This window comes from Aquamicrobium sp. LC103, assembly GCF_001014615.2.
Classification (GTDB): Bacteria; Pseudomonadota; Alphaproteobacteria; order Rhizobiales; family Rhizobiaceae; genus LBCQ02.
This window is the reverse complement of record NZ_LBCQ02000001.1, coordinates 636,828-651,824: the sequence shown is the minus strand read 5'-3', so window position 1 is coordinate 651,824 and position 14,997 is coordinate 636,828. Positions and strand designations below refer to the sequence as shown.

General features: G+C 64.7%; 14 protein-coding genes. 4 read left to right on the top strand and 10 right to left on the bottom strand.

All coding sequences use genetic code 11. From position 1 onward, the window contains the following. Positions 1-66: 66 nt before the first annotated feature. From XW59_RS03210 to XW59_RS03185, 6 genes are all read right to left on the bottom strand, one after another. Positions 67-474 carry a F0F1 ATP synthase subunit epsilon gene (locus tag XW59_RS03210; protein WP_047145622.1) on the bottom strand — a complete coding sequence of 136 codons (408 nt, stop codon included), beginning with the start codon at positions 472-474 and terminating at the stop codon, positions 67-69. A gap of 105 nt (positions 475-579) precedes the next feature. Then, entirely contained in the window at positions 580-2,151 is a 1,572-nt protein-coding gene (gene atpD, locus XW59_RS03205) for a F0F1 ATP synthase subunit beta (protein ID WP_047145621.1), read from the bottom strand. A 75-nt stretch (positions 2,152-2,226) separates the two neighbouring features. Continuing rightward, positions 2,227-3,102, bottom strand: coding sequence for a F0F1 ATP synthase subunit gamma (locus XW59_RS03200; protein ID WP_047145620.1), 876 nt, complete (start codon positions 3,100-3,102; stop codon positions 2,227-2,229). Positions 3,103-3,135: 33 nt separating this feature from the next. Further along, complete coding sequence (atpA, locus tag XW59_RS03195) at positions 3,136-4,665, bottom strand: F0F1 ATP synthase subunit alpha (protein ID WP_047145619.1); 1,530 nt, start codon at positions 4,663-4,665, stop codon at positions 3,136-3,138. Then, entirely contained in the window at positions 4,665-5,225 is a 561-nt protein-coding gene (locus tag XW59_RS03190; protein WP_047145618.1) for a F0F1 ATP synthase subunit delta, read from the bottom strand. The genes atpA and XW59_RS03190 overlap by 1 nt, the downstream gene beginning before the upstream one ends. A 240-nt stretch (positions 5,226-5,465) precedes the next feature. After that, positions 5,466-5,861, bottom strand: a complete 396-nt coding sequence (locus XW59_RS03185) for a DUF4345 family protein (RefSeq protein ID WP_047145617.1) — start codon at positions 5,859-5,861, stop codon at positions 5,466-5,468. A gap of 215 nt (positions 5,862-6,076) precedes the next feature. On the opposite strand from XW59_RS03185, the gene XW59_RS03180 reads away from it, so the two are divergent. The 3 genes from XW59_RS03180 (at position 6,077) to XW59_RS03170 (ending at position 7,662) form a co-directional block, all read left to right on the top strand. Continuing rightward, entirely contained in the window at positions 6,077-6,880 is an 804-nt protein-coding gene (locus XW59_RS03180; RefSeq protein WP_047145616.1) for an endonuclease/exonuclease/phosphatase family protein, read from the top strand. A gap of 93 nt (positions 6,881-6,973) precedes the next feature. After that, on the top strand, positions 6,974-7,216 hold the full coding sequence (locus XW59_RS03175; RefSeq protein WP_047145615.1) for a type II toxin-antitoxin system Phd/YefM family antitoxin: 243 nt from the start codon (positions 6,974-6,976) through the stop codon (positions 7,214-7,216). Next, positions 7,213-7,662, top strand: a complete 450-nt coding sequence (locus XW59_RS03170; protein WP_047145614.1) for a type II toxin-antitoxin system VapC family toxin — start codon at positions 7,213-7,215, stop codon at positions 7,660-7,662. The genes XW59_RS03175 and XW59_RS03170 overlap by 4 nt, the downstream gene beginning before the upstream one ends. 11 nt (positions 7,663-7,673) lie before the next feature. Here XW59_RS03170 and XW59_RS03165 read toward each other — a convergent pair whose 3' ends face one another. Next, positions 7,674-9,878: a primosomal protein N' gene (locus XW59_RS03165; RefSeq protein WP_047145613.1), complete on the bottom strand. Its 2,205-nt coding sequence runs from the start codon at positions 9,876-9,878 to the stop codon at positions 7,674-7,676. Positions 9,879-9,969: 91 nt separating this feature from the next. On the opposite strand from XW59_RS03165, the gene fsa reads away from it, so the two are divergent. After that, positions 9,970-10,623 carry a fructose-6-phosphate aldolase gene (gene fsa / locus XW59_RS03160; protein WP_047145612.1) on the top strand — a complete coding sequence of 218 codons (654 nt, stop codon included), beginning with the start codon at positions 9,970-9,972 and terminating at the stop codon, positions 10,621-10,623. On the opposite strand, the gene XW59_RS03155 is transcribed toward fsa, so the two are convergent. The 3 genes from XW59_RS03155 to leuS form a co-directional block, all read right to left on the bottom strand. Beyond that, a complete protein-coding gene (locus tag XW59_RS03155; protein WP_246665975.1) occupies positions 10,620-11,519 on the bottom strand; it encodes a 1-acyl-sn-glycerol-3-phosphate acyltransferase in 900 nt (299 codons plus the stop codon). The two genes, fsa and XW59_RS03155, sit on opposite strands and share 4 nt — an antisense overlap. A 114-nt stretch (positions 11,520-11,633) precedes the next feature. Continuing rightward, positions 11,634-12,278, bottom strand: coding sequence for an LPS assembly lipoprotein LptE (gene lptE, locus XW59_RS03150; RefSeq protein WP_082137574.1), 645 nt, complete (start codon positions 12,276-12,278; stop codon positions 11,634-11,636). Then, entirely contained in the window at positions 12,265-14,907 is a 2,643-nt protein-coding gene (gene leuS, locus XW59_RS03145) for a leucine--tRNA ligase (RefSeq protein WP_047145610.1), read from the bottom strand. Before leuS ends, lptE begins: the two co-directional genes overlap by 14 nt. Positions 14,908-14,997: the final 90 nt, after the last annotated feature.

Sequence of the window (14,997 nt, the reverse complement as noted above, 5' to 3'; positions counted from 1 at the left end):
GCTGCAATCTGCCAACAAAAAAGCCGGGCGAACCGCCCGGCTTCGAGAACGTCCGATGTCGCGTCGTCAGGCCGCCCGCAACGCGCCTTCCAGCGTGGTGAGCTGGCCGAGCAGCTCCTCCGCCTTGGTGCGGGAAAGGTCGTCCTTGGCATCGGTAACGTCTTCCTTCACGTCCTGGATGCGGCGGGCGAGGTCGTCGCGATCGATGTCGCGAACGGCCACCGCGGACTCCGCGAGCAGCGTGCAGGCCTCGGGAAGGACGTCGGCAAAGCCGCCGAACACGACATAGCGCTCTTCCGCGCCGGCCGCCGTCTTCACCGTCACGACGCCTGGCTTGACCGTGGTCATCAGCGGGGCGTGGTTGGCCATGACGGTCATCTCGCCTTCCGTTCCCGGAATGACCACCGATTCGACCTGCTCCGAAACGAGGAGTCGCTCGGGCGAGACCAGTTCGAACTTGAAAGCGTCAGCCATGTCTTATTAGCGAATAGCGGATGGCGAATGGCGAATAGTTGGAAGGCTATCCCGCACCGTCGACTGTTTCCCTATTCGCTACTCCCTGTTCGCTATTCGCCTGCCTTATGCCGCTTCCGCAGCCAGCTTCTGGGCCTTCTCGATCGCCTCCTCGATGGAGCCGACCATGTAGAAGGCCGCTTCCGGCAGGTGGTCGTACTCGCCGGCGACGAGGCCCTTGAAGCCCTTGATCGTGTCAGCGAGGTCGACCAGCTTGCCCGGCGCGCCGGTGAACACCTCGGCGACGAAGAACGGCTGCGACAGGAAGCGCTCGATCTTGCGGGCGCGGGCGACAGTCAGCTTGTCCTCTTCGGAAAGCTCGTCCATGCCCAGGATCGCGATGATGTCCTGCAGCGACTTGTAACGCTGCAGCGTCTGCTGCACGTCACGGGCGACGGCATAGTGCTCTTCGCCGACGATCTGCGGATCGAGCATGCGCGAGGTGGAGTCGAGCGGATCGACCGCCGGATAGATGCCCTTTTCCGCGATCGAGCGGTTGAGCGTGGTGGTCGCGTCGAGGTGGGCGAACGAGGTCGCCGGCGCCGGGTCGGTCAGATCGTCCGCCGGCACGTAAATCGCCTGCACCGAGGTGATCGAACCCTTGTTGGTGGTGGTGATGCGTTCCTGCAGCGCGCCCATATCGGTGGCGAGCGTCGGCTGATAGCCCACCGCCGAAGGGATGCGGCCGAGAAGCGCCGACACTTCCGAGCCCGCCTGGGTGAAGCGGAAGATGTTGTCGACGAAGAACAGCACGTCCTGGCCCTGGTCGCGGAAATACTCGGCGACGGTCAGGCCGGTGAGGCCGACGCGGGCGCGGGCGCCGGGCGGCTCGTTCATCTGGCCGTAGACGAGCGCGGCCTTGGAGCCTTCGCCGCCGCCCTTCTTGTTCACGCCCGATTCGATGAACTCGTGATAGAGGTCGTTGCCCTCGCGCGTGCGCTCGCCGACGCCGGCGAACACGGAATAGCCGCCATGGGCCTTCGCGATGTTGTTGATCAGCTCCTGGATCAGAACGGTCTTGCCGACGCCGGCGCCGCCGAACAGGCCGATCTTGCCGCCCTTGGCGTAAGGCGCAAGGAGGTCGATGACCTTGATGCCGGTGACGAGGATCGCCGCTTCCGTGGACTGATCGACATATTCGGGAGCGGGAGCATGGATCGGACGCGTCTGGGTCGCGCCGAGCGGACCTTCCTCGTCGATCGCCTCGCCGATCACGTTGATGATGCGGCCGAGCATTTCGGGACCGACCGGCACGGAGATCGGAGCGCCGGTGTCGGTCACGGTCTGGCCGCGCACGAGACCTTCGGTGGAATCCATCGCGATCGTGCGGACGGTGTTCTCGCCGAGATGCTGGGCGACCTCGAGCACGAGGCGGTTGCCCTGATTGTCCGTCTCCAGCGCGTTCAGGATCGCCGGCAGGTGATCCTCGAAAGCCACGTCGACGACGGCGCCGATGACCTGGCGCACCTTGCCGACCGCGCCGGTGGCCACGGCTTTCGCCACGGTTGCCTTCGCCGGGCTTGCTTTCGCCGGAGTTGCCTTCTTGGCGGCCGGCGCCTTCGCTGCGGCGGCCTTCGGGGTCGCTGCGGCTTTGGCGGCTGCCGCCGGGGTCTTCTTGGGTGTAGCTGCTTTAGCCATCGTCAGTACCCTCTTGGTCCGTTCCTGTTTCCCGTCCGATCACGCGAAGGCGCGTTGCCTTCCGCGATCGGGCGACTAGAGCGCTTCGGCGCCCGAAATGATTTCGATCAGTTCCTTCGTGATCTGCGCCTGGCGCTGACGGTTGTAGGTGATCGAAAGCTTGTTGATCATGTCGCCGGCATTGCGCGTGGCGTTGTCCATCGCGGTCATCTTGGCGCCCATCTCGCCGGCTGCGTTTTCCAGCAGCGCGCGGAAGACCTGCACCGAGATGTTGCGCGGGATGAGATCCGCGAGGATTTCGCCCGCTTCCGGCTCGTATTCGTAGAGGGCGCTGCCGCCCGCTTCCGACTCGACCGCGGGGGTCGAGGCGGGGATGAGCTGCTGTGCCGTCGGCACCTGGCTGATCACCGACTTGAACTCGGAATAGAACAGCGTGGCGACGTCGAAACCGCCTTCGTTGAAGAGCGAGATCACCTTCTTCGCAATGCCGTCGGCGTGCACGAAGCCGACCTGCTTGGCGTCGCGCAGCTCCACCCGATCGATGATCAGCTTCTGGAAGTCGCGGCGAAGGATGTCGTAGCCCTTCTTGCCGACGGTGATGATCTTCACCGTCTTGCCCTCGGCGAGCAGCTTGCGGACATGCTCGCGGGCGAGGCGCGCGATCTGCGAGTTGAAGCCGCCGCACAGGCCGCGCTCGGCGGTGGCGACGATCAGCAGATGAACGTCGTCCCTGCCGGTGCCTGCCATCAGCGGCGGAGCGTCGGTGCCCGTCACCGCCTGGCCGATATTGGCCAACACCGCCGCCATGCGCTCCGAATAGGGACGCGCGGCCTCGGCGGCCTCCTGGGCACGGCGCAGCTTCGCCGCGGCGACCATCTGCATCGCCTTGGTGATCTTCTGCGTCGCCTTGACCGAGGCGATGCGGTTGCGAAGGTCTTTCAGTGAAGCCATGCGGCTACCCTAACTCTGGTTTTCCGGACGGCCTCAGGCGAAATTCTTGGCGAAAGCGTCGATTTCGGCCTTGAGCTTGGCGCGCAGGTCGTCGGAAAGCGCCTTCTCCTTGCGGATGGCGTCCAGGACGTCCTTGCCGTCCGAGCGCATGTGGACCAGCAGCCCCTGCTCGAACTTCGACACCTGGTTGAGCGCCAGCTTGTCGAGATAGCCATTGACGCCGGCGAAGATCACCGCGACCTGCTCCTCGGTCTTCAGCGGCGAGAACTGCGGCTGCTTGAGGAGCTCCGTCAGGCGGGCGCCGCGGTTCAGCAGGCGCTGCGTGGCGGCGTCGAGATCCGAACCGAACTGCGCGAAGGCGGCCATCTCGCGATACTGCGCGAGCTCGCCCTTGATCGAGCCGGCAACCTGCTTCATCGCCTTGATCTGCGCGGCCGAGCCGACGCGCGACACCGAGAGGCCGACGTTCACGGCCGGGCGGATGCCCTGGAAGAACAGATTGGTCTCGAGGAAGATCTGGCCGTCGGTGATCGAGATCACGTTGGTCGGGATGTAGGCAGAGACGTCGTTGGCCTGCGTCTCGATGACCGGAAGGGCGGTCAACGAACCGGCGCCCATCTCGTCGCTCATCTTCGCCGCGCGCTCCAGCAGGCGGGAATGCAGGTAGAAGACGTCGCCCGGATAGGCCTCGCGGCCCGGCGGACGGCGCAGCAGCAGCGACATCTGGCGATAGGCGACCGCCTGCTTGGTCAGATCGTCATAGGCGATGAGAGCGTGCTTGCCGCTGTCGCGGAAATATTCGCCCATGGCGCAGCCGGCGAAAGGCGCGATGTACTGCAGCGGGGCCGGATCCGAAGCGGTCGCGGCGATGATGATCGAATATTCGAGCGCGCCGCGCTCCTCGAGCACCTTCACGAGCTGGGCGACGGTCGAGCGCTTCTGGCCGACGGCGACGTAGACGCAGTAGAGCTTCTGGCTCTCGTCGTCGCCGTCGTTGAGCGGCTTCTGGTTGAGGAAGGTATCGAGAATGATGGCGGTCTTGCCGGTCTGGCGATCGCCGATGACCAGCTCGCGCTGACCGCGACCGACCGGGATGAGCGCGTCGATGGCCTTGAGGCCGGTCGACATCGGCTCGTGCACCGACTTGCGGGGAATGATGCCGGGGGCCTTGACGTCGACGCGGCGGCGTTCCTTGGCCTTGATCGGGCCCTTGCCGTCGATCGGATTGCCGAGCGCGTCGACCACGCGGCCGAGCAGCTCCGGACCGACCGGCACGTCCACGATCGCGCCGGTGCGCTTGACGGTGTCGCCTTCCTTGATGTCGCGGTCGTTGCCGAAGATGACGACGCCGACATTGTCGGCTTCGAGGTTCAGCGCCATGCCGCGGATGCCGCCGGGGAACTCGACCATCTCGCCCGCCTGGACGTTGTCGAGGCCATAGACGCGCGCGATGCCGTCGCCGACGGAGAGAACCTGACCGACCTCGGAGACCTCAGCCTCCTTGCCGAAATTCTTGATCTGATCTTTCAGAATTGCGGAAATTTCCGCGGCGCGGATATCCATCAGCCGACCTCTTTCAGTGCGAGCTTAAGCGAATTGAGTTTTGTTTTGAGCGACGTGTCGATCTGGCGCGATCCGACCTTGACGACGAGACCACCGAGAATGGAGGGATCGACCGTGACATTGATCGAGACGTCCTTGCCGGCAACGCCCTTGAGCGCGGCCTTGAGTTCCGTCTGCTGCGCGGCCGTCAGCGCATGGGCTGCGGTAACCTCGGCAACGGTCTCGCCGCGGCTCTCGGCGACGATCTTGCGGAACGCACGGATCATGCCGGGAACGGCGAAGAGGCGGCGGTTCTTGGCCACCACACGCAGGAAATTGCCGACGAGACCGGTAATCTTCGCCTTGTCGGCGACCGCGGAAATCGCCTTGAGCTGGTCGTCGGCCGAAAATACCGGGCTTTCGATCAGGCGCCGCAGATCGGCACTGCCTTCGAGCAGACCCTCGAAACGCGCAAGGTCGGTTTCGACCTTGGAGATTGCCTTTGCATCGGAAGCGAGTTCGAACAGCGAACGAGCATATCGTTCAGCTACACCGGAGATCATCGAACCAGACTGTGCCACGGACCGTCGTTTCTCTCTGCCTGACAGGCCGCAAGATTTTGCTACTGGAGCGTTGAACTCTGGCTAAATCTTTGACCTTGTTGATTTTTCCCGACCGGGTTGATTGGCTCGCAACGCCCCTCGGCCAAAAGTCGATTGCCGTCTAGCACAGGCTTCCGCGACTCGCAACACGCCGAGGACCATGGATTTGCGGCAGTTTTGTCGCATGCCTGTCGCAATCGACGGACACGCCCTCCGAAATCAGGCAATCAGCCCCAGCGCGAAGCTGAGCGCGAAGGCCGCAAGCACCGCCTGGAGCACCAGCGCGATCCAGTTGTAGAAGGTGTTGCCGTTGTCGGAGAGCATCGAGACGATCCTGCCGAAAGCCGCCAGTCCCCAACTGAAACCGAGCGCGATGTAGAGAAGCGGCTGCGCCAGCAGGATGCAGGCGAGGCCGACGCCCAGATAAAAGCCGGCAAGGCTCGTCCTAGCCTCTCCGACCGCCTCGGGATGATTCTCCCGGGGTTGCAGCCGCAGGACGCGCAATGTGATGCGCGGCGCGAACAACATGATCAGGCCGAACAGGATCGTGACCGCGGCCGACGTCCACGCCAGCCACTCGCCCTGGCTCATCGGCCATGGAAATGCGATTCCCATATGAGTCCCCTCGAAGGTGGGATGAATCCGCGCCGCATTCTATAGAAGGCTGCCGCACATGCCAGACGGCAGAGCACGAAGACGGCTTCGGCGGTGCGCATTTCACAGGAAGATTGCCGAACCTTGCCGATTTTTCGAAGGCATGCGGCTCTTGCCGGTGCTCCCGCCTTCGACAAGGATGACGAATCGCATGGAAGCGGGAGATCGGTGTGACGTTGCGTGTCGTTTCTCTGAACGTCTGGGGCGGCAGGCTGCATGCTCCGCTGATGGAATATCTGGCAAGCTGCGGCGCGGACGTCCTGTGCCTGCAGGAGGTCGTGCGCACCCCCGCATCCGAGGCCGACTGGCTCGTCTATCGAGACGGGAGCCACGAACTTCTCCAGAGGGCAAATCTCTACGAGGAGATAAGGGCGGCGCTCCCCACCCACGATGCCTTTTTCGCGCCGGCCGCGCGCGGCGACCTTTTCGACGGCGAAACGATCGTGCCTTCCGAATTCGGACTGGCGACCTTTATCCGATCCGACCTGCCGGTGATCGCCCAGGCGATGGATTTCGTTCATGGCGGTTTTTCCGGCAATGGCTGGGGCGGTCATCCGCGCGCCAGGAATGCGCATTGCTTCCGGCTGATGGATTACGAGGACGGCTTCACCGTGACGATCGCCCAGATGCACGGCCTCCGCGACACGGCCGGAAAGGGCGACACGCCCGCGCGCCGCGAGCAGGCACGCGCGCTGGCCGGCCTCGTGGGCAACGTGCGGCGCGAGGGCGAACGCCTGATCGTGTGCGGCGACTTCAACGTGCTGCCGGACAGCGTGACCTTCGACGAACTGGGACGTCTCGGGCTTTCCGACCTGGTGACCACGCGCGGCTTCTCCGACACGCGAACCTCCTACTACGAAAAGAACGGACGTTTCGCCGACTACATGCTGGTCACGCCTGAAGTCGATGTCCGGCACTTCGATGTCGTCGCGGCGCCGGAAGTGTCCGATCATCGGGCATTGCTGCTCGATTTCCGCTGATCGCGGCAAGTGCCGTCGACTGGCTTGCAATTGCCTTTGCGCTTTCTTCCTCAACATTATATTATGACTACATGTGACCACAATGGAGTGGCTATGAAAACCGTGCAGGTTCGAGAGGCGAAAGCCGGATTGTCCGCGTTGATCGACGCGGCCGAGAACGGCGAGCCGACGATCATCACCCGGCACGGCAAGCCGGCGGCGGTCGTCGTATCGGTCGAGGACGCGCGCAAGCTTTATCCGCTGCACAGGCCAAATCTCGGAACGTTTCTTACGGAGTTTCCCGGTGGAGTGGAATTCGAGCGCAGCGAGAGCAGGATGCGCGAGGTGAAGCTTTGACGCGTTTCCTGTTGGACACGTCGGTCCTCTCCGCATTCGCTCCTGAGCGATCACCCGCTTCCGAGGGAATCAAGCGCTGGATGGCGGAACAGGGCGAAGCCGAAACGCTCTTCATCCCGTCGATCGCCGTTGCGGAAATCGAGAGGGACGTCCGCAAGCTGCGGCGGGCCGGGGGCGATGTCCGCGCGGATCGGCTGGGAGAATGGCTCGACGGCCTGATAGGATTGTTCGGCGATCGTATCGCCGCAATAGATGCGAATGTTGCGAGGGTCGCGGGAGCCATCGATGATGCGGCAACGGCGAAGGGTCGCAATCCCGGGCTCGCCGACGTGCTTATCGCTGCGATCGCCAAGACGCACGGCATGACGCTCCTGACGACAAACGGCAGGCATTTCCAATTCCTCGAAGTAGACTACGCCAATCCCTTCGAGAAACTGCCGGGCTGATTTCCAGAAGTTTACAAAAAGCTCTGCGGGTCGATGTCGACCTGGACCCTGACCGACCCCCTTGCCCTCGGCCCGGCAATCAGCAAGTCGCGGACGAAGCCCTGCATATCGGCTCGCCGTTCACCGTGTATCAGCAGCCTGAAGCGGTGACGGCCGGCGACGAGCGCCAGCGGCGCCTCGGCCGGTCCGAGCACGGCGATCTCTTTCGAATGCGGCGCGGCACGGCGCAACGCACGCGCGTGGCTCTCGGCCTCCGCGCGGGTGGCCGCGCTGACCACGATGCCGGCCAACCGGCCGAACGGCGGAAGCGCGGCCCGCTCGCGCTCGGCGATCTCGCGTTCGTAGAACGTCTCGGCGTCGCCGGAGACGATCGCGCGCATCACCGGATGTTCCGGCTGATAGGTCTGCAGCAGGCCGGCGCTCTTCTTGCCGGTCCGCCCGGCACGCCCGGTGACCTGGCTCAGAAGCTGGAAGGTGCGCTCGGCGGCGCGCGGATCGCCATTGGCGAGCCCCAGATCGGCGTCGACCACCCCCACCAGCGTCATGTTCGGGAAATTGTGACCCTTGGCGACGAGCTGCGTGCCGATGACGATGTCCGCCTCGCCCTTGGAGATCGCCTCCAGCTCCAGCCGCAGCCGCTTAACCCCGCCCAGCATGTCGGAGGAGAGCACGATGGTGCGCGCGTCGGGGAAATGTCCCACGACCTCTTCCGCTATCCGCTCCACGCCGGGGCCGCATGCCACGAGATGGTCGAGCGCGCCGCATTCGGGGCAGGCTTCGGGCCGCTTCTCGGCGTGGCCGCAATGGTGGCAGACGATCTGGCCGCGAAAGCGGTGCTCGACCAGCCAGCTCGAACAGTCCGGGCACTGGAAGCGGTGGCCACATACGCGGCACAGCGTGAGCGGCGCATAGCCGCGCCGGTTGAGGAAGAGCAGCGACTGTTCGCCGCGCTCGAGCGTGCGCTTCATCTCTCCGAGCAGGACCGGTGACAGGAAGCCGCCGCGGGCGGGCGGCGAGCGGCGCATGTCGATCGCCTTCAGATCGGGCAGCGCCGCCTCGGCGAAGCGCCCGGGCAGGACGACGCGGCCGTAGCGGCCCTGCTGCGCGTTGACCCGGCTTTCGATCGAGGGCGTGGCCGAGGCGAGCACAACCGGAAAGTCGCCGAGATGGCCGCGCAGCACCGCCATGTCGCGCGCATTGTAGAAGACGCGATCCTCTTGCTTGTAGGCCGGGTCGTGCTCCTCGTCGATGACGATCAGGCCGAGTTCCTTGAAGGGCAGGAAGAGCGCCGAGCGCGCGCCGGCAACGACGCGGACCCGGCCTTCGGCGACCTGCCGCCAGACGCGCTCGCGCGTTTTCGGCGCGAGATCCGAATGCCATTCCGCCGGCCGCGCGCCGAACCGGTCGTGGAAGCGCTCGAGGAATTGCTGGGTCAGCGCGATTTCCGGAACGAGCACCAGCACCTGCGCGCCCTTTTCCAGCGCGGCCGCGATCGCCTCGAAATAAACCTCCGTCTTGCCCGAACCGGTGACGCCGTCGAGGAGCGTGACGGAAAAGCCGCCGCTTTCCACCTTCTCGCGCAGCGTTCGTGCGGCGGAAGTCTGATCGAGCGTGAGCTCGGGTGCGGCGAAGCCGGGGTCGGGCGCCGCCACCACCGGGCGCGGCGGAATTTCCACCGTTTCGAACAGGCCTTGCGCCTTCAGCCCGTCCACCACCGTCAGCGACACGCCGGCGGCGTGGGCGATGCCGGAACGCGTCCAGGCCAGGCCGTCGGCGGCGAGCTCCAGCACGCGGCGGCGAGCATCGGTCATCCGATCCGGCTCGGAGCCCGCCCAGACGATGCCTTCGAGGGGCGGTTCGGGATCGAAAGCGGCGGGCACGCGCAGGAGCATCCGCGCCACCATGCCCGGCGGCGACAGCGTGTAGGAGGATATCCAATCCACGAAGCGGCGCGTCTTCTCGTCGATCGGCGGGCAGTCGAAGACCTCCTCGATCGGCCGCAGCTTCCTCGGGTCGACGGCGTCGACCGGCGTGTCCCAGACGACGCCCGCCACCTGGCGCGGCCCGAGCGGCACGCGCACGATCGAACCGGGCACGGCCGTCATGCCCGGCGGCACGGAATAGGAATACGGCCGCTCCGCCGGCATCGGGACCAGCACGGGAACTACGGCGCTGCGGTTTTCAGCCGCCATGCTTTCGGGCGAATCTTGTTTCATTGCAGGTGACCTTGCCCGGACTTTGCGTTAGAGCAAAGGCCGAACGAAGACGCGCCTCCCGCGACGCTGGAAATTGCCAAGGAGATACCCCATGAAATTCTTCGTCGACACCGCCGACGTGAAGGAAATCCGCGAACTCAACGATCTCGGATTGCTCGACGGCGTCACCACCAATCCTTCGCTGATCCTGAAGTCCGGCGGCAGCATTGTCGAGGTCACCAGGGAAATCTGCAGCATCGTGGAAGGTCCGGTCTCCGCCGAGGTCGTCGCCACCGAGTATGGCGAAATGATGCGCGAGGCGGACTTCCTGTCGAAGATCGCCGACAACATCTGCATCAAGGTGCCGCTGACGCTCGACGGGTTGAAGGCGTGCAAGGCCATCACCTCCGACGGCCGCAAGGTCAATGTAACGCTCTGCTTCTCGGCGAATCAGGCGCTGCTGGCAGGCAAGGCCGGCGCCACCTTCATTTCGCCCTTCATCGGTCGCCTCGACGACATGGGCTTCGACGGAATGGAGCTGATCGCCGAGATCCGGCAGATCTACGACAATTACGGCTTCGACACCGAAATCCTCGCCGCCTCGATCCGCACCGTCGATCATGTGAAGCGCGCCGCGCTCATCGGAGCCGATGTCGCGACCGTGCCGCCGGCGACGCTGAAGGCGCTGGTCAAGCACCCGCTGACCGACAAGGGCCTGGAGGCCTTTCTCGCCGATTGGGCGAAGACCGGCCAGAAGATCGGCTAGGTCGCGACGGATTTCTCGGGCGAAAAGACGGCGGCCGGATCGGCCGCCAGCGTCTCCACCGCGTATTTCTGGAGCAGCGTCGTCGCCTCGGCGGCGTCGCCGTCTAGAAGTTCGGGCGCGACCGGTCGTCCGACGGTGATGGTAAAGGACATGCGCTTCTTGTTCAGAAGCTCGTGGAAGACGGTCATGTCGCGCAATTCGGTCGAATATTTCGACAGGAAGTAGAACAGGCCGGAATTGCGCGCGGTGATGTTGGCGGGAACGATCGGGACATTGTAGCGGCGCGCGAGCGCGACCACCGAATTCTGCCAGGGCCGCTCGGTCAGCCGGCCTTCGTTCCAGTATGCGATGCGACCCGATGGGAACAGCACCACCGCCTTGCCGGCGGCGAAGGCGCGTGCCGTCATTTCGAGCGTGTCGCGGCTCTTGGAATGTGTCTTCTCGCCCTGCCGCCATTCCACCGGGATGATCATGTCGCGGAATTGCGGCGTGACCCTGAGCGCGTCGCGATTGGCGAAGATCGCCATGTCGGGGCGGGCATCCTTCAGGAGATCGAACACCGCGATGCCGTCGGCGATGCCGGTCGGATGGCTGGGTGCGAGCACGAAGCCGCCCGTGGCCGGGATGTTTTCCTTGCCCTTGATGCAGATGTTCAGCGCGAGGAGATCGCTGAGATAGCTGAACGCCTCCCAGCCGGAGACGTCGGCGATCTCGTCGGCCATCGAAACGGCCTGGCGATAGTTGAAGCAGCGGTAGAGAACCGGCCGCAGCACCGGCCAGAGCGGATTGCGCGAAAGCTTGGTGGCGCGCTCGGCGATGAGCTGGTCGACCACGTGATCGGGATTTCCCAGATACCAGTCCCTCTCCCGTACCAGTGCGGATGTCAACGAAGGCATCGTGCGGAAATCCATCTCATCCCCTTCCTTCCGGCGATGTCTGGCCCACAAGAGTGACGACCTTGTGACATCGCCAGTTAACTGGAATGCAACCCAAAGGTTCCGGCGCCGGCGCTAGCGAACCTCTAGTTGGCCTGGCGTGCGGACATTGGAGATCCCTTCTAGCTCGTCGGGCGAGGAGACGATGGCGGGAATCGCGTTCGAGGACGGTTTCACCAGCTCCTGAGCGATCACCAGCCGAAGCAGTTCGGCGAGTTCCCGCGCGGCGCGGTTCTCCGCATCGCGTTCAGCCCTGACCGCGGCGAATTCCTGCCGCGGGATGTCATAAGGCGAGACGACCTGGCGCGTGCCGGCGGCGATGCGCCGTCCGGTCGCGCGCTCGGTGATCGTGTAACCCGCGCGCACCGTCACGACGGCGGCGGTCGGCTCGAGATCCTGAGTCGTCGGCTGCACCCTGGCCGCGCTGGTCCTGCGGGAGGTGACGCGGAGATCGACGGTATGTACGGGGCTTGCGCTTTGGCCGGCACCGCCATTGAGCAGGAAGATCAGCTGGTTCCTGACCTCCTGGCCCACACGATCGTTCACCGGATTGATGGCCACGGAGGCGAGCGCCGCGCTCGTCGCTCCGCCCGGCGCGGTGGCCGAGGTCACGTCGCCATAAAGCGGCCGCACCGTGCAGCCGGCGAGCGCGACAAGTCCCAACGCCGCACCGGCCAGGAGAGCCTTGCGCACCCGGCGTCTATGATCAGGCAACGACATTGACGATTCTCTGCGGCACGATGATCACCTTGCGCGGCGGTTTCCCGTCGAGCGCCTTCTGAACGAAATCGAGCTCGAGCGCCGCCTTTTCGACCGCAGATTGATCCGCGTTTCGGGCGATTGTCAAATCGCCCCGTTTCTTGCCGTTGATCTGCACGGGAAGCGTGACTTCATCGTCCACCACCAGCGCGGGATCGAATTTCGGCCAGGGCTGATTCGCGACCAGGCCCTTGCCGCCGATCACCGTCCAGCACTCCTCGGCCAGATGCGGCATCATCGGCGCGATCATCGCCAAAAGGCTTTCGACCGCCTCGCGCGCGGCCGGCTTCGCCGCCGCCTCCTTGCCCGCGGCAAGCGCGGCTATTTGCGGCGAAAGCGCGTTGACGAGCTCGTAGAGGCGGGCGACGGCCTTGTTGAAGCCGAGCCGCTCGATGTCCTCGCCGACGGCCTTCAACGTCTTGTGGGTGATCTTGGATATCCCGGCCCCCTCGCCCTCGCGGCTCGAGGCAGGAGCAACGCCGGCAAGCACGGGCGCGGCCTCCGAGACCAGCCGCCAGACGCGCTGCATGAAGCGGTGCGCGCCTTCCACGCCGGCCTCGGTCCAGATCACGTCGCGCTCGGGCGGAGAATCCGACAGCATGAACCAGCGCGCGGTATCCGCGCCGTAGCTCGCGATGATGTCGTCGGGGTCGACCACGTTCTTCTTCGACTTCGACATCTTCTCGATGGAGCCGATCTCGACCTCCTCGCCGGTACCGATCAGGAAAGCGCGGCGCTTGCCGTCACTCTCCTCGATCCGCACCTCGGCGGGCGTGATCCAGGAACCGTTCTGGCCGCTGCCGAGCCGGTAGGTCTCGTGCACCACCATGCCCTGCGTGAACATGCCTTCGAACGGTTCGTCGACGGCGTTCAGATGGCCGGTGATGCGCATCGCCCGGATGAAGAAGCGCGAATAGAGCAGATGCAGGATCGCGTGCTCGATGCCGCCGATATACTGATTGACCGGCATCCAGCCCGTCGGCCCGTCGACATATTTCAGTGTCGTCGGGCTCGTCTCGTTCCACGGATCGGTGAAACGGGCGAAATACCAGGACGAATCGACGAACGTGTCCATCGTGTCGGTGTCGCGCCTGGCCGCCTTGCCGCAGCTCGGGCAGGAGACGCGCTTCCAGGTGGGGTGATGGTCGAGCGGATTGCCGGGCTTGTCGAAGGTGACGTCGGCCGGCAGTTCGACCGGCAGGTCCTTCTCCGGAACCGGAACCGCGCCGCAATCGTCGCAATGAATGACCGGGATCGGGCAGCCCCAATAGCGCTGGCGCGAGATCAGCCAGTCGCGCAGGCGGAACTGCACCTTGCGCTCGGCCATCGGGCCACCGTTTGTCGTGACGCCGGACAGCCTCGTGGCCACCTCGTCGAACGCCTGCTTCGGCTTCATGCTGTCGAGGAAGCGCGAATTGATCATCACGCCGTCGTCCGTATAGGCCTCCTCGGTGATCTGGAAGGTCGCCGCGTCGGCTCCTTCCGGCATCACCACAGGCACGACCGGCAGGCCGTATTTGTTGGCGAAATCCAGGTCGCGCTGGTCGCCCGACGGGCAGCCGAAGATGGCGCCGGTGCCGTAATCCATCAGCACGAAGTTCGCGACATAGACCGGCAGCGTCCAGTTCGCATCGAACGGATGCACGGCACGAATGCCGGTATCGAAGCCCACCTTCTCGCCCGTCTCCAACTCCGCCGCCGAGGTGCCGCGCCGGCGGACGTCCTCGATGAAGGCCGCCAGTTCGGAATTGCCCTCCGCTGCCTTCTTCGCCAGCGGATGGTCGGGGGCGATCGCCATGAAGGACGCGCCGAAGATCGTGTCCGGCCGGGTCGTGTAGATCTCGAGCTCGCTCTCGCCGGAAGGCGTCGTGCCCTCGTCCAGCGGCCAGCGGATCTGCAGGCCCTCCGACCGGCCGATCCAGTTCGCCTGCATGACGCGGACCTTCTCCGGCCATTTGTCCAGCGTGTCGAGGCTGTCCAGCAGCTCCTGGCTCATCGATGTGATCTTGAAGAACCATTGGGTGAGATCGCGCAGTTCGACCGGCGCGCCGGAGCGCCAGCCGCGCCCGTCGATCACCTGCTCGTTGGCGAGCACGGTCATGTCGACCGGGTCCCAATTGACCTTGGCCGATTTGCGTTCGACCAGCCCGGCCCGCCAGAAATCCAGGAATATCCTCTGCTGGTGCCTGTAGTAGGCGGGATCGCAGGTGGCGAACTCGCGCGCCCAGTCCCAGGACAACCCTATCGTCCTGAGCTGCGCCTTCATCGTCTCGATGTTCGCGTAGGTCCACTCGCGCGGATCAACGCCTCGCTCGCGCGCGGCGTTTTCGGCCGGCAGGCCGAACGCATCCCAACCGATCGGATGCAGGACGTTGTAACCCTTCGCACGCTTGTAGCGGGCGATGACGTCGCCGAGCGTGTAGTTGCGAACGTGGCCCATATGGATGCGCCCCGACGGATAGGGGAACATCTCCAGCATGTAGTATTTCTCGCGCGGGTCGTCGTTCTTCGTCTCGAAGATCTTCGCTTCCTCCCAGGCCTTCTGCCATTTGGATTCGGAAGCGCGCGGATTGTATCGTTCGGTTGCCATGACCGGTTTTTCACCTAAAAGACATCGGAAGCTGCCGCAGGCGAGCTGTCAGTTCAAAGATGACCCTGCCTTCACCATGCTTTCCCGGAA

What these genes read in the sequence shown, in the direction of transcription:
- XW59_RS03210 (WP_047145622.1), bottom strand. Translation starts at nt 474, where the DNA reads ATGGCTGACGCTTTCAAGTTCGAACTGGTCTCGCCCGAGCGACTCCTC.
- atpD (WP_047145621.1), bottom strand. Translation starts at nt 2,151, where the DNA reads ATGGCTAAAGCAGCTACACCCAAGAAGACCCCGGCGGCAGCCGCCAAA.
- XW59_RS03200 (WP_047145620.1), bottom strand. Translation starts at nt 3,102, where the DNA reads ATGGCTTCACTGAAAGACCTTCGCAACCGCATCGCCTCGGTCAAGGCG.
- atpA (WP_047145619.1), bottom strand. Translation starts at nt 4,665, where the DNA reads ATGGATATCCGCGCCGCGGAAATTTCCGCAATTCTGAAAGATCAGATC.
- XW59_RS03185 (WP_047145617.1), bottom strand. Translation starts at nt 5,861, where the DNA reads ATGGGAATCGCATTTCCATGGCCGATGAGCCAGGGCGAGTGGCTGGCG.
- XW59_RS03175 (WP_047145615.1), top strand. Translation starts at nt 6,974, where the DNA reads ATGAAAACCGTGCAGGTTCGAGAGGCGAAAGCCGGATTGTCCGCGTTG.
- XW59_RS03165 (WP_047145613.1), bottom strand. Translation starts at nt 9,878, where the DNA reads ATGAAACAAGATTCGCCCGAAAGCATGGCGGCTGAAAACCGCAGCGCC.
- fsa (WP_047145612.1), top strand. Translation starts at nt 9,970, where the DNA reads ATGAAATTCTTCGTCGACACCGCCGACGTGAAGGAAATCCGCGAACTC.
- XW59_RS03155 (WP_246665975.1), bottom strand. Translation starts at nt 11,519, where the DNA reads ATGCCTTCGTTGACATCCGCACTGGTACGGGAGAGGGACTGGTATCTG.
- lptE (WP_082137574.1), bottom strand. Translation starts at nt 12,278, where the DNA reads ATGTCGTTGCCTGATCATAGACGCCGGGTGCGCAAGGCTCTCCTGGCC.
- leuS (WP_047145610.1), bottom strand. Translation starts at nt 14,907, where the DNA reads ATGGCAACCGAACGATACAATCCGCGCGCTTCCGAATCCAAATGGCAG.